We start from the raw sequence: 18,616 nt of genomic DNA on the forward strand, positions 1-18,616 counted from the left end.
ATTACAAGTTACCAGGGTAAAGTTTATGAGTGAGAACAACCGTCGCGAGTTAATCCGTATTGCCGATGACATGAACGGCACCTCTAATGAAGAGACCCGCCAGTTCATTTCGCGAATTGTCAGCGACCTGACGAATCTGAAACCTTCGATTGCCTTTGTCGGGCAGATCAAGGCCGGCAAATCCCGTTTGATCAACGGCTTCACCGGGCAGGCCGAATACCTGCCGTCGGATGTGAACCCGTGGACGACGGTGATTACCGATATGCATTTCGGCCACCCATCGGGACGCACCGCAGGGGCCGAATTCCACTTTTTCGACAACCGCCAGTGGCAAGCGCTGATCGCCGAAGGCGAAGAGCTGCGCAACATGTTCCCCGATGACGAGGACAGCTATAAGCGCGAAATGATCGAAGAGCAGGTCGAGGCGATGAAAACCCGCGCCAAGCTGCGTCTGGGTGAAAGCTATAAACACCTGCTGGGTCAGCATCACGATCTGGATGACCTGAATTCGGACGATCTGGCGCGCTATGTCTGTGCCGGGGATGATCCGACCGAAGAGGGTGAGCACGACCCTGGATCAGATCGTGGTCTTTACAGCGACATCACCCGCAAGGCCGAGGTCTATTTCGACATCGGCCACTTCCCGTTCCCGCTGACGGTGACGGACACGCCGGGCGTCAACGACCCATTGCTGATCCGCGAGGAGATCTCGCGCCAGTACCTCAAGGAATCCGACTTCTTTGTTGTGGTTCTGTCTGCGCATCAGGCCCTGTCACGCGCCGATCTGAAACTGTTCCGCCTGATGCAGGCGCTGGAACTGGGTCAGATCGTAGTCTTCATCAACCGCGTCGACGAATTGGGCGGTGGAGCCGAAGATGCGGGCAAGGTCCGGGCCGATGTGATGGACGGTCTGGAAAAAGCACTTGGCAATTCGGATATCGATGTGCTGATGGGCAGCGCCCAGTGGGCGCACTATGCGCTGACCGGGGACGAAACAGGTATCAACCATGATGAGGTCCTGGCCTGGCTGCGCGCGCATCCGGAACAAATGAAGCAATATCTGGACGGGGTCGAAGAAATCAAACGCGGCTCGGGCCCGATCAGCCGCGAAGGCGTCTTGCGGTTTGCCGCCATGATCGCTTCGGGCTTGCCAGACCTGCGCCGTCACGTGACCAGTGCGCTGACCGAGGGACCGCGCAATGAACAGCTGCGGATGGCTTGGCAGCACCTCAACAGTTTTGCCCAAGGCGAGCTTGAGCGCAGCAAGGCCCATCTGCGCGTCATCGAAGAGGAAATCAGCCCTGCCCCCGACAGCGGTGACGAGAATAGTAAGACGCTCGCCGATCTGCGCACACTGGTAACGCAAAAAACCTCGGAAATCGTCAATGACATGGACGATGTTCTGGCCAATCTGCGCGGGGTCATGGACGATACCGTGGCCGAGTCTGTCTCGGCTGTGGTTCGGGGACCGAATGGCGACTCACCCCTGCTTGCTAAGGGTGGGGATACCGAACTAAACTTCACTCCGCTGCGCGACCGAATGCGCGAGTTGGTTCAAGGGGCCACGCAAGTGGTGCGGCAGCGGATGCTGAGCGAATTGTACTCGATTGATATGCAAAGCAATGCCGCCTTGCGCGCCCTGCCCGGCTGGCAAGACCCAAGCGACAACCGCATGAATACCAGTGCCGTACGCTGGTTCCGCCCGGATATCACAGCTCTGACCCGCGGCATTACGGTTGAACTGCGGGTCAGCTGGCTGTCACGTCTGATTTCACGCAAAAGCGTTGTCGCCCGCGCCGAACGCATGATCGTTCAGGAATTCGAGATGATCGGCGATGATCTGGTAGACACCGCCCGCAGCGATTTGTTGGAGCGCCTGAACACCGTTTTGGATCACTATCTGGCCTTGCTGGCCGGGCATCTTGAACATCGCATTGGAAGCGGCGAAACCAATGAGCGCACCGAGGCTCAAATGGCCTTTGATCAGGCACAGCGCATCGTGGCAGAACTAAGCGCAGTATTCGGCGCGGATGACGTAGACAAATTACTAGCAGAGGCGGCGGAATGATCGAATTTCCCGGAACCGAACAGGAAGTAAGACAACTTGAACGCTTTCTGACCGTGACCGAAAACCTGACAGCCGATGAGGCACTGGGCGATATGCGCGATAGAGCGCTGTCCCATGCCGAACGGCTGTCCAACGCGGTCAACATCGGTTTTGCCGGGGAATTCGGGGCTGGCAAGTCCAGCCTTGCCAACATGTTGGCCGGGGCCGATATCCTGCCCACCGGGCCACAACACCTGAAATTGCCACTGGTTATCGTCGCCTATTCCGAAACTCCGGAAACCACCGTGGGCTGGTGGGATCGTGAACCCAAGATTTATTCCGGCATCGCTCTGGAAAAAGCAGCCGCGGATGAACCCGATTTCATTTCGGTTGGGCTGAACACCCCTGCCCTGCAGGAAATCTCTTTGTTCGATCTGCCGGGAACCGGCGCGCTGGACGACAATTACAAAGAGACGCTCGATCTGCTGAAATTCGTCGATTGTGCGATCTGGTGTACCAACGGGACCAATGCCTGGCGTGAAACCGAACGGCATCTGTGGGTACAAGTCCCACAAGAGCTGCGCGCCAATAGTCTGCTGGCCGTCACCCACACCGATCTGCCGCATGTCAGCGAAGCACTGGATCGGGTTCTGTCGCGGCTCAACAAGGAAAAGGGCGATTTGTTCCGCTCGGTCGTGCCTATTGGCACGCCGGTTGCCGTCCGCGCCATGGCGCAGGAGCCCGAGCCCGATTTTACCCTGTGGGAAACTTGTGGTGGCCAAAATCTGGCCGAACAGGTTTTAGAGATCGCATCCGCCCGCCGTCTGGCTGACCTTGAAGCCGCACAGGCAGACCTGAAACAGGACTTTCTGCCCTTTCTGGAAACGCTGGACCTGCCCGAGGCCGAGCCGCAGCCGGCCGACACTACCTCGATGCATGCCACGCTGGAATCCGCACTGCCGCCGCTTGAAAACCCGATCCTCGAGGACTGGCTGGCCGCAATTGCCAGCATCTACGAAGACCTGCGTGAGTCGTCGGATATCGAACCGTCGGCCTTTTTGCATTCGTGCCAGGAAATCGTCGAAGATTTCGCCGAACGGTTAGAGCAAGGGGGAGAAATCGACCCCACGGCCGACTGGATCCCGGGCGAGTTCGAAAAGGCCACCGACCTGTTGTTGTTGTTGCAATTTGAAAGCGGTGACGCTCCCTTGAAGGACGCGATCAGCATTCTGGCACAGCTCAGCGATAACCTTGCCTGGGCAGGCAGCCGAGTGGATTCGGCGCAGCCAAAAACCGGAACCTGATAACTTCTCGTTAAAATTGAGTCGCGATACAGCGATTCGAATGCCCCAGAATCGCACCTAAAACTTTCTGACTCCGTTGACCAAGCGGAGACAAACAGTCGATTAGCTTGCATTTTGTGCAGGCTGATTTTCAACATTTAGAAACACCACCTCACAGAAATACAATATGTAGTATTGATCCGAAAACGGTCCATAGTGAAGCCATGAGGCGGCCCCAATAAAGTCAAATTTGAAACGTCTAACCGTCTTAAGTGTCCTGCGGTTGTGTTTGGTTGTGAGTTCGAGGGCGATTTAGCCCAGTTAAATAAACCGCAAAACGATCAGAACGGGCGGAAAGAAATGAGCCACAACCAGGCGGTCGGTGCATCGCACGACGAACCGAAAATTGAAGGACTTCAACGCGGCGCAAAACTACTGCGCGGTCAGTATGAAATCCTGCGTTTCCTAAGCAATGGCGGCTTTGGGATCACCTATTTGGCCCGCGACAGCCTAGAACGTGACGTGGTGATCAAAGAGTGCTTTCCGGGTGCCTTGTGCCGCCGCAATGGCGACATGGTCGAACCCGCCGATCCTGACCACAAGGACGATCTGCGCGCCATCATTGATTTGTTCATTCAAGAGGCACGCAACCACGCGCGTCTGGTGCATCCCAATATTGTAGACGTCCACCAGGTCTTTGAAGACAACAACACCGCCTATATCGCGATGGATTTCATCAAGGGATGCGATCTGTTGGATTACGTTGAGAACTCCGACAACAAGGCCGGGCCGGATTTCATCGTACAGGTGACCGAAAGGATGTTGTCTGCGGTGTCCTTCATCCACCAAAGCGGCATGCTGCACCGGGATATCTCACCCGACAATATCCTGATCAACGAGAACGGCGATCCGGTGCTGATTGACTTTGGCGCCGCGCGCGAGCAAGCGGCACAGCAATCCGCGGCTCTGTTGACCCTGCGGGTTATCAAGGACGGTTATTCCCCCCACGAATTCTATGTGCGTGGCGCCGATCAAGGCCCCAGCAGTGATCTCTATGTGCTGGCCGCCACGCTGTATCACGCCATCAGCGGAGAACGCCCAATTGATGGTCAGACCCGCCTGAACGCATTCAACAATGACCAGGACGACCCATACTCTCCGTTGGCTGGACAGTTCAAAGGCTATCCGGATGGGTTCCTTGAAGCGATCGACAAGGCGATGGAGGTTCACGTCACTGACCGCCTGCAAAGCGCGTTGGATTGGTTGCGCATGTTCCGCGGTCCGGGCGTGATGTTCGATACGTTCGACTATCGTCCGGTTTCCGTCATCGTTGCGATGGACCGCAAGGATGATGAGGTTGAAAAAGCCCGGATCAAAGCCGAAAGCGAAAACGCCGAGGCGGTGGTCACCGCACTACTGGCTGGCAACGCAGATCTGGCTCTGGGCAACGAAGATAAAAACGACGATGAACTGGCCAAGTTCACGTCCAAGGAAGACACGGCCGTCGCCGTTGACACTGTGGTCAAAAGTGGATCAGGCGGCAGCGGAAAACTGGTTGCGGGCATTGCCGTTGTTGTGGCCGGTCTGGCGGCGGGCGGATACTTCCTGATGACCAGCGAAAAACCGGAACCCGCACAGGACATTGCGGTTGTGGCCGAACCCGCAACGACCGAGACCACCACCCCAGCAACAACCCAGGTCGAAACTGAAACGGCAGCACCTGTCGAGCAGACTGCTGATACCGAAGCCCTTGTCGAGCAGGTGGCCAACACCGAACCTACGCCGGAACCAGTTGAACCGGCGCCCGTTACGGCAGAACCGACGCCAGAGCCTGTCGAGCAGACACAGGCCACCTCGGCTGACACACAAGAGGTCCAAGCCCAGACAGCCGAACCTTCACCCGCAGAAGTTTCGTCGGGAACCCCTGCGGAAACGCAAGTTGCCTTCTCGCATTGGGATGTTGAGATTCCGTTCCAGTTCTCGCGACGTCGTGTATCCACCGGCAGCATCATCGCCGTTACCGGTGTTGACCCGGCACAAGACATGTCGGTGATCGGCGATTGGGTCACGCGCGGCGCTGCGATCTATACGCTGAATGGCAAACCGATCCGCGAGAATGCAAGCTTCGCCGCGCATGTTCTGGATGATCTTTCCGTTGATCCTGACGGGTATATCCGTGTGACCGCGCGTTATCGTCCGCTGGGCAAGACCTTGGCCCAGAACGGCTTGCTGGCCCTGCCTGCCATCCGTGTGATCGGTTTGGAAAACGGCATTGGCTTTACCGTCCGCAATGAAGACGGTCAGGGCTGGAAGGCGACTGTAACGAGCACCCCCACCGACACGGCGGGAAGCCTTCGGACTGGTGATGTTCTAGTCTCGGAAGCGCAAACCGGGGCCATCCTGAACGAAGAAGAAAGCCTGGATGCCCTGCTGGAAGCTCTGGTTTCGGACAATCTCACGCAGGCCCGACTGACCGTGCTGCGCAACGGTGCCGAAGCTGAGGCCGTGATGCAGCTAGCGCAGGAGTAATCTGACCGGTTCGAAAGTGATCTGCCGCAAAGTCAAAGCGAAGGGTGGTGCCTGGAAATCCGCCACCCTGACGGGGACCGGCCCGTCGCGGCAGAATAAAGTTGGTTTGATTTCCAAATTGTAAGTGCCGTTGTGCCGATGCGCGCAGAGGCGAGTAGCAGCCCCGCAGGACGAAAACCCTGTGTCAAAAAGCAAAGGTGTCGACACCATGTTCAAATATAAAAGCCCTCTCAGCCGGCTTCTCGAAGGTGCCGGCAAACCTAAAGAAACAGAAACCGAAGTAGAAGTGGTCGCGGAAGAAGCCGCAGAGCCCGAGGCGGAAAAGCCCCAGCCGATTGCGGATTTCAACGCACTGCGTAACGCGCTGGCCGGTGGCAACATGTCGTCGGATTCCTACGAAGAAGCTGACGAACTGATCCCCGAAAAGGACATGCCTGAGTTTTCCGACGAGCCGGAAGAAGATGCCTCGGATGACGTCGTGGTGACCGAAGTGGTCGAAGAGGCCGAGGATAACATCTTCGAAACACCCGAAACCCTGCCCGAACCAGAAGAGCCGGTTGTAACCCTGCACATCGCCACCGACGAAGAGGTCGAGACGGAAGAAACCGCACAGGCCGAGGAGCCGCAGGAAGAGGCCATTCTTGAGGTTGTTGTTGAAACACTTGAGACCGCTCAGCCCGAGCCGGTTGAACCTGCGCAACCCGAACCAGTCGCTGAAATCGCGCCTGAACCAGAAATTACACCGGAACTGCCTCAGCCGGTTCAAGCGCCCGCCTCCGAGGACCGCCGTGGCCGCGTCAAGACCACGTTCCTTGGTTTTGAACGCGCCGACACGCACGTTCAGGAGATGATCGAAAGCGCAGAACCGGTAGCCAAGACCGAGACTGCGCAGGAAACCTTCCCTGTGGGTTGGCTGGTCGTAACCGCCGGACCGGGTCGTGGATCCTGCATCACCCTGACTGAGGGGCTGATGCAGATTGGTCGCAACGACGACCAGGCTATTCAACTGGACTTTGGCGACACCGGTATTTCACGCAGTAATCATGCGGTGATCGCCTATGATCCCGAAGACCGCAAATGCTATCTGGGTCACGGCGGCAAAGCCAACCTGGTCCGTCTGAACGGCAAACCGGTGCTGAGTACTGTTGCGCTGTCCAGTGGCGACCTGATCCGGATCAGCGAAACCTCAGTTCGATTTGCCGCCTTTTGCGATGACGGCTTTGACTGGCGGGATGCTTAATAGATGCTGGCGCAACCGGCATATGACATTGCTCTGATCCTGGAACAGGGTCAGCGCGACTCGCAGGAAGACGCGATCGCGGCGCGCATGTTCGATGCGGCCAATGCCAGCTATGTTGTTGTCGCCGACGGCATGGGTGGTCATGCGGCAGGCGAAGTCGCCTCGGAACTTGTGATTGCCGCCTGGCGCGAGGCCCTGGACGCTGAGCTTGAGAGCAATACCCCGACCGAAAGCGCGATAATCGACGCGTTGCCCTTGGCTGCCATGCAAGCCAATGCCGCAATTGCCGCGCGCTGCGAGGAAAACGGCGAGGGCCTCAACATGGGGTCTACCCTTTTGGGGGTGCTGTTGCTGGAACAGCGCGTGTTCTGGATTTCGATCGGCGACAGCCCGTTGTACCTGTTCCGCGACGGGGTGCTGCGCCAGATCAACGAAGATCACTCCATGGCTCCGGTCATTGACGCGCAGGTGGCCCAAGGCACTCTGACAGAGGCTGAAGCGCAGGTTCACCCGGATCGCAACCAACTGACGTCAGTGGTCATGGGGGCCGAAATCCCCAAGGTCGATTGCCCGGAAGAGCCGCTGCACCTGACTGCAGCAGACGTGTTGATCCTGGGCAGTGACGGGCTGCAGTTCCTCAGCGACGCGGAAATTCAGACCATTGTGCAGGCCAACGCGCATGCATGGGCGCAGGACATCGCCGAAGCGTTGTTGCAGGCGCTTCACGCCAAGTTTGACCCCGATCAGGACAATGCCTCGATCGGTGTTGTGAAATTAACAAGAAACTAACCAAGGCAAAGATACAGGACCCATGAAAACCCATCTGTTCATATCCAGCCTGGCACTTGCTGCCGCGGCCGGAGCCGCCTCGGCGCAAGAGGCGTGCTCAACCTACGAAATCCAATCAGGCGACAGCCTGCGCGAATTGACGATCAATGTTTATTCGACCGAGGATTTCCGCATCATCTTTGACGCCAACCGCGACGTGATCGGCAACAACCCGAATATCATCCGCGTGGGCGACGTACTGACCCTGCCCTGTCTGGAAGATATCGGGCGTGCGCGGGAAGTTCCGCAAACGGAAGCAGAAGCCATGGCAGCCGAGATGGCAGCCGAACTGGTCGCAGCAGCCGAAAAGCGGGCAGCTAAAGCAATAGCCGAGGCCGAAGCCCGCGTAGCAGAAGCCGAGGCCGAAGCCAAAAAGACAAGCGAGGACGCGGTGGTTGCAGCCAAAGCCGCGGCCCGCGAAGAAATCGAAGCCGCCCGCGCCGAGGGTGCCGCACTGATCCGCGACGCGGATGGCGGGATCCGCCCCGATATTCGGGATCGCCAGTTGCTGCTGATCACCGGCGGCAACTATGCGCCGTTCACAGATGAGGCCCTGCCCCATCGCGGCCTTTATACAAATCTGGTGGAAACCGCGATGCTTCGGGCCGCACCCGAGCAGGCCTACAAGATTCAGTTCGTCAACGACTGGTCCTCGCATCTGGACCTGCTGATGCCGACACTGGCCTTTGACGGCACCTTCCCCTGGTCGCGCCCCAATTGCGAAACGGCCGAGGCCCTGTCGGAAAATGACCGCGCGCGGTGCGAGACTTACAATTTCTCGAACCCGTTCTATGAGGTTGTGGACACCTTCTTTGCCCGCGAAGGCTCGGGCTATGAACAGACGCTGACCTATGCCGATTTTGCGGGCACCACGATCTGCCGCCCCGAGGGTTGGTCACTGTCGCATATGGATGCAGTAGGTCTTTATGAACCGGCGATCACGCTGATGCGCCCGGTGTCACCGGATGATTGCTTTCACGCGGTTATGGAAGGCACCGCAGACATCGTCGCGATCGAAGCTCACTTGGCCGTCGGTGCAATCAGCCGCCTGGGCTATGAGCATCGCATTCTCGAAAACCCCAACCTGGCGGCGATCAAGTCGCTTAACGTCATGACCCACAAAGATAATCCGGATGGGGAAGCGATCCTTGAGACGCTCAACCAGGGTCTGGCAATCATGCAGCAATCTGGCGAATGGCGTGACATCGTTTCGACCGCTCTGCGTCATCAAATGGAAAATGGCTAAGGCCTCAACCGGCCTGACAACTAAAAAGTCTGGAGGAAGTGGACATGTTTGAATTCAACCTGAAGAAAGTCGCGCTGTCGGCAACAGCCGTCACCGCCCTGAGCGCCGGAGCCGCCGCCGCACAAGAAGCCTGTACCAACTATACCGTCGCGGATGGCGACACGATGGCCACCATCGCCATCGCAGCCTATGGCACGTCGAACTATCAGCCGATCTTCAACGCGAACCGCAACCTGATCACCAACCCGAACGATCTGGCCCCTGGTCTGGTTCTTGCGCTGCCTTGTGAAGACGGCAGCCTGCCGAACGGTCAATCCGCTCAGGAAGTGATTGCGGCCGAGGAACAGCGTGCGGCAAGCGTCAAGCGTTCGAATGTCTATGCGCCGCCGATCAAGATGGTCGCGGGCAACGGATGGGAGCCATTTACAACTGAAACCCTGAACGGTGGCGGTATTATGACCCGTCTGGCAACAACCAGCCTTCAGCGTGCGGGCAACCAGCGCGAATACTCGGTCAGCTTTGTTGATGACTGGAGCTCGCACCTGGACACCCTGTTGCCGCTTGGGGCGTTTGACATCTCGATTGCATGGACCGTTCCGGACTGCACTAACCGCTCGTATGAGTGGTCTGAAGCTACCGAAGCCCGCTGCACGCAGTTTGTCGCATCGGTCCCGGTCTATGACATCGTGGGTGGCTTCTTCACACTGCCGGAAAGCGACTATGCAAGTGCGACTTCTTTCAAGGACCTTGAAGGCTCGACCATCTGCCGCATGGCAGGCTGGAGCATGGTGGTGCTTGAAGAGCAAGGCTTGAACCACAACAACACAACCGTGGTCCAGCCCAATACAGCCCGTGAGTGTCTGGATGCCGTATTGACCGGCACCGCAGATGTGGCGGCATTCGAAGTGGATCTGTTCGCATCGACAATGAATGACATGGGCTTGACCTCGGCTGACATCGTTGAAAACCCATATGTATCCACCTTGTCCTCGATGAGCTTCCTCGCGCACCGCACCAACCCGTTCGCACGCGAATACATTGCGATGATGAACAAAGGCCTGATTGAGATGCGTGAGTCCGGCGAGTGGTACGCGATCATCTCGGATACCCTGCGTGAGCAGAACGAAAAGCTGAACGCAGCGTCGAACTGATCTTTTAGTTCACCTGAAACCCTTAGGGCCGGTCTTAGGACCGGCCTTTTTTGGTTTCTGGTACCGTTATTCGGTCAATTTCTTGGGGTTCAAATGCGGAGCCTACGGGAATCCCCTAATACCCGGAATAGCTCAGAGTGATATTCTGAAATCAACTAAACCGGAGAGGCGCAGCCTCCCCACTCACTCGAAAAAGGGCCGACTTTTGGGGGTCGGCCCTTTTTTCTATTTTGATCTCCATTTTTCAGCGAAAAAGCCACGGCTAAAGGCGTGACTTTCGGCGATCAGCCGATGATCGCATTCAATGTTGCGCTGGGGCGCATCACAGCGGCGGCCTTGGCCGGGTCGGTGTGATAGTAGCCACCAAGATCGGCAGGCGCGCCTTGCGCGGCGGCCAGTTCACCCAGGATCTGACCTTCCTTTTCGGCCAGCTCTTTGGCGATTGGCGCAAATTCGGCCGCAAGGTCTGCATCGTCGGACTGTGCCGCCAGTGCCTCGGCCCAATAGCGCGCAAACCAATAGTGGCTGTCGCGGTTGTCGGGCTGGCCAACCTTACGGCTGGGCGATTTATTGTTGTCCAAAATGCCTTGCGTTGCGGCCTCGGCTGCCGCACCCAAAACACCTGCCTTGGCGTTGCCTTTGCTATCGGCCAGGAAGTTCAGCGATTCACCCAACGCGCAGAACTCACCCATCGAGTCCCAACGCAGGTGGTTTTCCTCGACCAACTGCTGCACGTGTTTCGGAGCCGAGCCACCAGCACCGGTTTCAAACAGGCCACCGCCATTCATCAGCTTGACGATGGACAGCATCTTGGCCGAGGTGCCCAGTTCCAGGATCGGGAACAAGTCGGTCAGGTAATCCCGCAACACATTGCCGGTGATGGCGATCGAATCCTTGCCAGCGGTGATCGTTTGCAAGCTTTGCTGGGTCGCTTCGCGCGGGGCCATGATCAGGAACTTGTCAGCCACGCCAGCAGCCTCAAGCGCCGGTTTGACGTATTTGATCAGCTCGGCATCATGGGCGCGGTTTGCGTCCAGCCAGAAGATCGCCTCGGAACCTGTCAGACGCTGGCGGTCCAATGCCAGTTGAATCCAGTTTTCGATCGGAGCTTTCTTGACGGTGCAAGCGCGCCAGATATCGCCAGCCTCAACCTCATGTGACAGCAGGGCGTCACCGTTAGCCAGCACGATGCGGATCACGCCATCAGCAGGCGCTTCGAACGTGGTCGGATGCGAGCCGTATTCTTCGGCTTTCTGCGCCATTAGGCCAACGTTGGCGACAGCACCGGCTGTGGCCGGGTTCAGCGCGCCATTGGCTTTGAAGAAGTTGATCGCCTCATCATAAACACCGGCATAACAGCGGTCAGGGATCACACAGTTGGTGTCGCCCTTGGCGCCAGTCTCATCCCAACCCTTGCCGCCCGCGCGGATCACTGCGGGCATCGAGGCGTCGATGATCACATCCGACGGTACGTGCAGGTTGGTAATGCCCTTGTCGCTGTCGACCATATACATGGACGGACGGTCAGCTTTCAGGGCGTCAATGGCGGCCACGATCTCGGCGTTGCCTTTGACGCGGTCCAGCAGATCACCCAGGCCCGAGTTCGGGTTCACACCCAAAGCATCCAGCTCAGCGCCGTATTTTTCGAACACCGGCGCCAACCAGGCTTTGACGGCATAGCCAAAGATGATCGGGTCCGACACTTTCATCATGGTCGCCTTCATATGAAGCGAGAACATGGTGCCGTCTTTCTTGGTGTCCTCAATGGCTTCGGTCAGGAAGGCAGACAGTGCTTTGACCGACATAAAGGTGGCGTCCGCCACGGTGCCTTGGTCCAGCGGCCAGCCGTCTTTCAGGACAGTCACGCTGCCATCTTTGCCGACGAATTCGATCTTTGCATCGCCCGCTTGTGCCGCGGTGATGGTGGCCGATTTTTCGTTGGCATAGAAGTCATTGCCGGACATCGACGACACTTTGGTCTTGCTGTCAGCGGCCCATTCTCCCATCGAATGCGGGTTTTTCTGGGCATAATTCTTGACGGCCTTCGCGGCGCGACGATCGCTGTTGCCTTCGCGCAGAACCGGGTTCACGGCCGAACCCTTGATGGCGTCATACCGCGCGCGGATCGCCTTTTCCTCTTCGGTCGAAGGCTCTTCGGGGTAGTTCGGGATATCATAGCCCTGCGATTGCAGTTCTTCGATGGCAGCAACCAGCTGCGGGACCGAGGCCGAGATGTTCGGCAGCTTGATCACGTTGGCCTCGGGCGTTTTCACCAGCTCACCCAGCGCGTCCAGATCGTCGGTGATGCGCTGTTCGTCGGTCAGGTTTTCGGGGAAGGTCGAAAGAATACGTCCTGCCAGCGAAATATCCTTGGTTCCAACACTGACACCCGCGGCGCCGGCGAATTTGCGAATGATGGGCAGGAAGGACGCGCTGGCCAGCTCAGGCGCTTCGTCTACAATGGTATACAATATATCGAAGTTCGATTTTTCTGCCATATTCTTTTACCTTTTTTCAGCCTTTCGGGGCGTGCGATCCAAGAGTAGCGCCACATCTGCGTGGCTGGTACCGGGGCGCGGGAATCCAGGCGCCCCAATGGTGACTCTGATTTGACAGGGTCTCCCTTAAATCAGGTTTGCCTTGGGATCAATCGTCTAGTGGGCGCGCAAATTGACACGGGTCGTGAGATTCCAGGGCTATACGAGCTGGAAAATGCTAAACTTGAGCCGGCAATCACTTTCTCTAGTTACCCGATGTCGCATTTTCCGAGCGAAAGCTAAGGTTCTCCAACAACTTCCCGGCTTGTATAACGTAGTCTGCAACCGCTTCGTTCAGATGTTTAGTCGACCCAGCATAGGCTTGTGGCGCAACTGACACCCCTCGCTTGCTAAACATGTCCAAGACCGCTTTTCGGCCTTTGTACGCAAGCGTTGGTAGAGCACTCTCTAATTCTGGTGTCGCCAATTCCGGGCGACCCATAACCGCAAAAAGATGACCGCGCCACAACGCTTCTCTTTTGTCCTTCCACAAATGCCAGTTAATAGCCGCGTAGAACCATCTTTTAATGAATATTCCTTTTAAATGCTCATCGCTTTCATTCATGTACGCAGCAAGCCTCTGAACGTATTCTATCCCCTGCTCTTCCTCTCCAATTGTAAGGTGGATAGTTGCTTGCATCAGCAACACCCCTTCTACATCCGAAGTCAAACGATCAACCTCTGACACTGCCTCCAATGCGCGCGAGAGGTCCCCTGTGTAGCCAAGGTGATAGTAAACTCGCACATTGTGAACCCAAGCCTGTTCCGGCCAACGCGTTGAAGCCTGATCCAAAAACGCCTTTACCCCATCTTTCCCGTCAATACGATTTAGTAAGCGTGCAACCGCATAACCGCTTTTGCTGCTGTCCGGCTTTATCTCGAGCACCCGTTTATGACCTTGGGCAGCGTCTTCAAGACGCCCATGTTTTTCGTCAATTTTCGACTTTTCAAGCAAGGCATTGATGTTGTTCGGATCAATTTGCAGCGTTTTGGCATACTCTGTTTCAGCCGCATCGAAATTTCACTGTGCGTCCAACCCCATGCCGCGTCTTAGATGCGAGGTCGCATCGTTCGGTCGCAGGGCCAAAGCCGCATCATAGTTGGAAATGGCCTCAGCGTAACGCCGACCGCAGTAATAGGCCCACCCCCGCGCCTTCATCAGTTCATTTCTCTGATCCGGAGTGAGCCCATTGACCTCTATCAATGCCGTACATGCCGAAACAACCGTAGCCATACTGCCATTGTTGCCTAGACATGTTGCGGTCAGCTGCGTGTATTTCGCTTCCAATCTGGAAGGTGAATTAAACGAAAGCAGCAATCACAATGATCAGGGCAGCAAGGCGTATATGCACATAGGCTCCTTTGGGTCAGAGATACTCACCTTTAGGTGGTTATCCCCGGCCCATTCTCAAGATGCCTTTACCGTCAACCTGCTGTAAGTGAGCCATAAAAACCACACGCGCAACCGCGGTGATTGATCACACGCCCCACGTGTCACTCAACCGGTATCCCTGGGGCCAGGGGTCGTCTGGGTCCAGCATGTGCTGGTGGATGCCGGTGATCCAACCACGGCCGCTGATCTCAGGGGTGATGGCCGGGCGGTCGCCGACGCGGGTTTCGGCGACAATCCGACCGGTAAAGTGAGAACCGATGATCGAAACTGCATCGAACGTCTGCCCGGCCGTCATCTGCCCCTTTGCAGCCATCAACGCCATACGCGCCGAGACCGCCGTACCGGTGGGTGATCGGTCGACCTTGCCCGGCTGGATGGCCACTGCGGACTTGCCGGTCAGGCCGGTTTCGGTGGTCTCAAGCGGGCCACAAAAGGCGCAGAATGAGATGTGGTTCCAATCCGGGTTCTCGGGATGGGCAAAGCCAAGCTGTTCGTTGGCGGCATTCGTGATCGCCACACCCATGCGCGCAATATCGCGGGCCTCATTTTCAACAATCTCGATCCCAAGCGCGGCGGCGTCGACCACCACAAAGCTGTCGCCGCCATAGGCCGTGTCCACGGTCAACGTACCAACGCCGGGAACCTCCAACGGTACTGCGATCTTGTCGGCGAAACTTGGCAAGTTCTGCACGTTAATACGCTGGGCCTTGCCGTCCCGGCATTCTGCGCGGACCCGGACCAATCCGCCCGGCGCCTCAAGCGTCATATAGGTTTCGGGTTCCTGCATCCGGATGATCCCGCCATCCAGCAGCACCGTCGACACGCAGATCGAGTTCGATCCCGACATGGGCGGCGTGTCTTCGGGCTCCATGATGATAAAGGCGGCGTCCGCCTCGGGGTGTTTGGGTGGCACTAACAGATTGACATGGCGAAACACGCCGCCGCGGGGTTCGTTCAATACGAAATTGCGCAGAGTCTGATCCTGGGCGATGAACGAGCGCTGATCCCACAGGGTTTCTCCGGGCGGTGGCTGGACCCCGCCGACGATGACATCCCCCACCTCACCTTCTGCATGGGCCGAAATCACGTGGATGGTTTTGATGCTGCGCATGTCTTGTCCTTAGAACCGGGTGGCGGAAAAAGGGGTTAGGGAAATCTGAGAAGGTTGCCCGTCAATCAAAGCTCCGACTAATTCAGCCGTTCCTGCCGATTGCGTCAGACCCAGATGACCGTGGCCAAAGGCATAAATGACGTCCGGCGCGTTCGGCGAGGCTCCGATCACCGGCAGACTGTCTGGCAGGGATGGGCGGAACCCCATCCACTGCGATCCCCCATCGGTGTTCAATCCGGGCAGGAATTGCACCGCTTTTTTCAGCAACGCGTCCGCTCGTTTGTAATTCGGCGGAAGGGTCAGCCCACCCAATTCAACCGCTCCGCCGATCCGAACGCCGCCATTGATTCGTGTGGCGACGAATCCGTGACCCGCAAATGTCAGATGCATGCGCAGGTCAAACGCACCGGCAGGAAGGGTAGTATTGTAGCCACGTTCAGTCTCAAGCGGAATCGCGTCGCCCAGTGTCCGCGCAAGGTGATGCGACCATGCGCCGGCACACAGAACCACCTTGGCTGCCTTTTTCTCACCGTCTGACAGAGCGATCCGAACGCCGCCTTCATCAGCAGTCAGCCCGCGCGTGTCATGAATTTCAATCTGCCCTCCGCGATCGCGAAAGGTCTGGGCCAGATGCGCAACCCATTTCTTTGGATCGACAGTGTTCATCCAGTTCGGCGTGAACCCTGCATGGGTAAAACGGGGGCTCAGGCCGGGTTGTTTTTCGGCAAGTGCCTCGCGACTGTCCAGCAGTTCGAAATCAATCCCATGTTGGCGCCGCAGCTCCCACTCGGGCAGGCTGGCGCGGAATTCGGCCTCGCTTTCGTACAGCTGCATTTGTCCGTCACGCTGCATCATCGCTTCGCCGTTCACCGAAGTGACCAAACGGTCCAAAGCCGCGCGGGACAAGTCCATCAGTCGCGCCTGCGCGCGCAGGTGGTCTTGATACCGTCCCGGTCGGCTGGCCCGCCAAAACCGGTACATCCACGGCGCGATTTTGAGTGCATAAGCAGGTGGTACGGACAGCGGCCCCAGCGGGTCCAGAAGCCATTTAGGTGCCTTGTGCATAATCCCTGGCTTTGCCAGAGGTTCGACCTCGGAAAAGGCAAACGCGCCTGCGTTCCCGGCCGAGGCCTGTGCTGCAACACCCTCACGATCCAGAACCAGAACGCGATGGCCCCGGCGCTGCAACTCAAGCGCGGTTGTGATGCCGATCACGCCAGCGCCGATCACGACGACCCGCGAGGTCATAGGTTGATGCCCGCCTTGAAGGGGTCATTGTCCCCAAAGATTAGCGTCGCCTCGGCCATAATATGGGCCCGCCCGGTTATCGACGGGATGACACCACCATTCGTGCCGGGCTGATATGACAGGTGATAGGCGCTGCCGATGACGCTGTGTTGCACAATCTCTTCGCCAGGTTTCAGCACCCCATCAGCGGCCAGACAGGCCAGACGCGCGGAACTGCCGGTGCCACAGGGGGACCGGTCATAATTGTCGTCCGGGCACAGCACAAAGTTGCGACCATGGACCGTCGGATCATCCGAGGCGCCCTGAAAGATCACATGGTCGATCGGTTCACCCTGCTCTCCGCCAATCCCTTGCGCAATCGAGGCCTCTCGGATCGCAACTGTCATATCGGTCAGCTGTGGGATATTTTCAGTTTCCACCGGTATAGGGCTGGGATCAACGATAAAGAACCAGTTGCCGCCATAAGCCACATCGCCGGTCACCGCGCCATAACCCGGCACATCCAGCGTCACCCCGCGATGCACCCGGCGGCTTTCGATATTCGTGACGGTGACAGTGTTGGCGTCGTGCAGGTCGACCGTTACGATCCCAGCAGGCGTTTCAATGCGATGTTGTCCAACACCGATCCGCCCCAGATGGGCCAACGTGACGGTTAGCCCGATGGTTCCGTGACCGCACATGCCCAGCACGGCATCCACGTCAAAATAGATCACGCCAGTCACACAGGTCGGATCAACCGGCTCGACCAGCAGCGCGCCAACCATGGCAGGCTGGCCGCGCGGCTCTAACATGATCGAGCGATAGAACTCCTCATGGTCTGTCGCCAACCGGTGGGCGCGTTCGCCCAACGGGCCGGAACCCAAATCGGGTGCGCCACTTAGGATAACCCGTGTGGGTTCGCCCCCGGTGTGGCTGTCGATCACATGCATTCAGCGATTACTCCGCCCTGTTTGGACCAGTCGGCGAACCATGTGCGAAATAGGTCATATTGCTGTTCGCAATAGTTGCGCTGCGCATCTGTCAACTCGTCCGTTTCATTGAAGTGCAGACGGTATTCCTGTTCCCCGTTCAGCACCAGAAGATGCTTGTAATACAGCACCAGGTCCGGGCCTTCGTCAAAGCTGGACAGCACATGGATCGCCTCGGTCAGCTCTCTCGCGCGCTGGCGAGCCTCGGCATGGCCTTGGGCCGCCTTTTTGGACAACCCGGCCAGCAACAATGCCTCACGCGGCAAGGCGGTGCCTATCCCGGTGATCGAGCCCGTCGCGCCGCAATTGACAAAGCCATGAAAAACCTCGGTATCCACGCCAACCATCAGGGTGACCTGATCATCCTGACTGGTGATGTTTTCGGCCGCATAACGCAGATCTTCCTTGCCGCCGAATTCCTTGAATCCGATTAGGTTTGGATGCTCGGAGCGCAGGGCAAAAAACAGGTCTGCCCGCGTGGCGAATCCGTAATACGGGCTGTTGTAGATGATCGCGGGCACATCCGGCGCGGCGGTCAGGATCGCCTGGAAATGGTTCTTTTGCGCTGCCGGAGAGCTGCCACGCGACAACACGCGCGGGATCACCATTAGGCCGACCGCCCCAACCTTCTGCGCATGGGCCGCATGGCCCACAGCAGATTTTGTATTGATGGCCCCGGTCCCGACCACCACGGGCAACCCTGCATCGATCAACCGTTCAACACCCTCCATCCGCTGTGCGTCTGTCAACAACGGCCAATCCCCCATCGAGCCGCAATAGACCACCGCTGACATTCCCGCGTCGATCATCTGCTTTCCCTTACGCACCAGCGCGTCGAAATCAGGCGTGCGATCAGCCTTACAGGGGGTCATAAGAGCAGGCATGGTGCCGGTGAAAACATTGGTCGTCATCGAAGTTTTCCTTCCAATAGGCAACGTAGAGGCGGGTTGAATTCACCCTTTTGACTCGCCATAACGGATATTGGATACAAAATCCAGAAAATTTACGACTGACAAAAAACGCACCAGATCACAG

General features: G+C 57.6%; 14 protein-coding genes. 7 read left to right on the forward strand and 7 right to left on the reverse strand.

The annotated features are described in order from the left end of the window. Positions 1 to 25: 25 nt before the first annotated feature. The 7 genes from ACR0B8_RS13865 (at position 26) to ACR0B8_RS13895 (ending at position 10,324) form a co-directional block, all read left to right on the forward strand. On the forward strand, positions 26 to 2,068 hold the full coding sequence (locus tag ACR0B8_RS13865; protein ID WP_170361719.1) for a dynamin family protein: 2,043 nt from the start codon (positions 26 to 28) through the stop codon (positions 2,066 to 2,068). Then, positions 2,065 to 3,351, forward strand: coding sequence for a dynamin family protein (locus ACR0B8_RS13870; RefSeq protein WP_170361720.1), 1,287 nt, complete (start codon positions 2,065 to 2,067; stop codon positions 3,349 to 3,351). Before ACR0B8_RS13865 ends, ACR0B8_RS13870 begins: the two co-directional genes overlap by 4 nt. Before the next feature lie 339 nt (positions 3,352 to 3,690). After that, positions 3,691 to 5,859, forward strand: coding sequence for a serine/threonine protein kinase (locus ACR0B8_RS13875; protein WP_226689466.1), 2,169 nt, complete (start codon positions 3,691 to 3,693; stop codon positions 5,857 to 5,859). Positions 5,860 to 6,067: 208 nt separating this feature from the next. Beyond that, a complete protein-coding gene (locus ACR0B8_RS13880; RefSeq protein ID WP_226689465.1) occupies positions 6,068 to 7,099 on the forward strand; it encodes an FHA domain-containing protein in 1,032 nt (343 codons plus the stop codon). Positions 7,100 to 7,102: 3 nt separating this feature from the next. Further along, on the forward strand, positions 7,103 to 7,888 hold the full coding sequence (locus ACR0B8_RS13885) for a PP2C family protein-serine/threonine phosphatase (RefSeq protein ID WP_170361723.1): 786 nt from the start codon (positions 7,103 to 7,105) through the stop codon (positions 7,886 to 7,888). A gap of 22 nt (positions 7,889 to 7,910) precedes the next feature. Continuing rightward, positions 7,911 to 9,173 carry a substrate-binding periplasmic protein gene (locus tag ACR0B8_RS13890; protein WP_170349893.1) on the forward strand — a complete coding sequence of 421 codons (1,263 nt, stop codon included), beginning with the start codon at positions 7,911 to 7,913 and terminating at the stop codon, positions 9,171 to 9,173. A gap of 44 nt (positions 9,174 to 9,217) precedes the next feature. Continuing rightward, on the forward strand, positions 9,218 to 10,324 hold the full coding sequence (locus ACR0B8_RS13895; RefSeq protein ID WP_170349894.1) for a transporter substrate-binding domain-containing protein: 1,107 nt from the start codon (positions 9,218 to 9,220) through the stop codon (positions 10,322 to 10,324). Between the two features lie 284 nt (positions 10,325 to 10,608). Here ACR0B8_RS13895 and ACR0B8_RS13900 read toward each other — a convergent pair whose 3' ends face one another. The 7 genes from ACR0B8_RS13900 to ACR0B8_RS13930 all read right to left on the reverse strand — a co-directional run bounded on the left by ACR0B8_RS13900 (position 10,609) and on the right by ACR0B8_RS13930 (position 18,492). Further along, the gene (locus ACR0B8_RS13900) at positions 10,609 to 12,822 is read right to left on the reverse strand and encodes an NADP-dependent isocitrate dehydrogenase (protein ID WP_226689464.1); all 2,214 of its coding nucleotides are present in this window, start codon (positions 12,820 to 12,822) and stop codon (positions 10,609 to 10,611) included. Between the two features lie 244 nt (positions 12,823 to 13,066). Further along, positions 13,067 to 13,816, reverse strand: coding sequence for a hypothetical protein (locus tag ACR0B8_RS13905; protein ID WP_480658841.1), 750 nt, complete (start codon positions 13,814 to 13,816; stop codon positions 13,067 to 13,069). A 66-nt stretch (positions 13,817 to 13,882) separates the two neighbouring features. Next, the gene (locus ACR0B8_RS13910) at positions 13,883 to 14,095 is read right to left on the reverse strand and encodes a tetratricopeptide repeat protein (RefSeq protein WP_480658839.1); all 213 of its coding nucleotides are present in this window, start codon (positions 14,093 to 14,095) and stop codon (positions 13,883 to 13,885) included. 244 nt (positions 14,096 to 14,339) lie between these two features. After that, positions 14,340 to 15,365, reverse strand: a complete 1,026-nt coding sequence (locus ACR0B8_RS13915) for a trans-3-hydroxy-L-proline dehydratase (RefSeq protein WP_226689462.1) — start codon at positions 15,363 to 15,365, stop codon at positions 14,340 to 14,342. 9 nt (positions 15,366 to 15,374) lie between these two features. Beyond that, complete coding sequence (locus ACR0B8_RS13920) at positions 15,375 to 16,613, reverse strand: NAD(P)/FAD-dependent oxidoreductase (RefSeq protein ID WP_170505931.1); 1,239 nt, start codon at positions 16,611 to 16,613, stop codon at positions 15,375 to 15,377. Further along, on the reverse strand, positions 16,610 to 17,542 hold the full coding sequence (locus tag ACR0B8_RS13925) for a 4-hydroxyproline epimerase (RefSeq protein WP_226689461.1): 933 nt from the start codon (positions 17,540 to 17,542) through the stop codon (positions 16,610 to 16,612). Before ACR0B8_RS13925 ends, ACR0B8_RS13920 begins: the two co-directional genes overlap by 4 nt. Continuing rightward, positions 17,533 to 18,492, reverse strand: a complete 960-nt coding sequence (locus ACR0B8_RS13930) for a dihydrodipicolinate synthase family protein (protein ID WP_226689460.1) — start codon at positions 18,490 to 18,492, stop codon at positions 17,533 to 17,535. Before ACR0B8_RS13930 ends, ACR0B8_RS13925 begins: the two co-directional genes overlap by 10 nt. Positions 18,493 to 18,616: the final 124 nt, after the last annotated feature.

Source organism: Ruegeria sp. BH6, from assembly GCF_056538105.1.

What these genes read in the sequence shown, in the direction of transcription:
- ACR0B8_RS13865 (WP_170361719.1), top strand. Translation starts at nt 26, where the DNA reads ATGAGTGAGAACAACCGTCGCGAGTTAATCCGTATTGCCGATGACATG.
- ACR0B8_RS13870 (WP_170361720.1), top strand. Translation starts at nt 2,065, where the DNA reads ATGATCGAATTTCCCGGAACCGAACAGGAAGTAAGACAACTTGAACGC.
- ACR0B8_RS13875 (WP_226689466.1), top strand. Translation starts at nt 3,691, where the DNA reads ATGAGCCACAACCAGGCGGTCGGTGCATCGCACGACGAACCGAAAATT.
- ACR0B8_RS13880 (WP_226689465.1), top strand. Translation starts at nt 6,068, where the DNA reads ATGTTCAAATATAAAAGCCCTCTCAGCCGGCTTCTCGAAGGTGCCGGC.
- ACR0B8_RS13885 (WP_170361723.1), top strand. Translation starts at nt 7,103, where the DNA reads ATGCTGGCGCAACCGGCATATGACATTGCTCTGATCCTGGAACAGGGT.
- ACR0B8_RS13890 (WP_170349893.1), top strand. Translation starts at nt 7,911, where the DNA reads ATGAAAACCCATCTGTTCATATCCAGCCTGGCACTTGCTGCCGCGGCC.
- ACR0B8_RS13895 (WP_170349894.1), top strand. Translation starts at nt 9,218, where the DNA reads ATGTTTGAATTCAACCTGAAGAAAGTCGCGCTGTCGGCAACAGCCGTC.
- ACR0B8_RS13900 (WP_226689464.1), bottom strand. Translation starts at nt 12,822, where the DNA reads ATGGCAGAAAAATCGAACTTCGATATATTGTATACCATTGTAGACGAA.
- ACR0B8_RS13910 (WP_480658839.1), bottom strand. Translation starts at nt 14,095, where the DNA reads ATGGCTACGGTTGTTTCGGCATGTACGGCATTGATAGAGGTCAATGGG.
- ACR0B8_RS13915 (WP_226689462.1), bottom strand. Translation starts at nt 15,365, where the DNA reads ATGCGCAGCATCAAAACCATCCACGTGATTTCGGCCCATGCAGAAGGT.
- ACR0B8_RS13920 (WP_170505931.1), bottom strand. Translation starts at nt 16,613, where the DNA reads ATGACCTCGCGGGTCGTCGTGATCGGCGCTGGCGTGATCGGCATCACA.
- ACR0B8_RS13925 (WP_226689461.1), bottom strand. Translation starts at nt 17,542, where the DNA reads ATGCATGTGATCGACAGCCACACCGGGGGCGAACCCACACGGGTTATC.
- ACR0B8_RS13930 (WP_226689460.1), bottom strand. Translation starts at nt 18,492, where the DNA reads ATGACGACCAATGTTTTCACCGGCACCATGCCTGCTCTTATGACCCCC.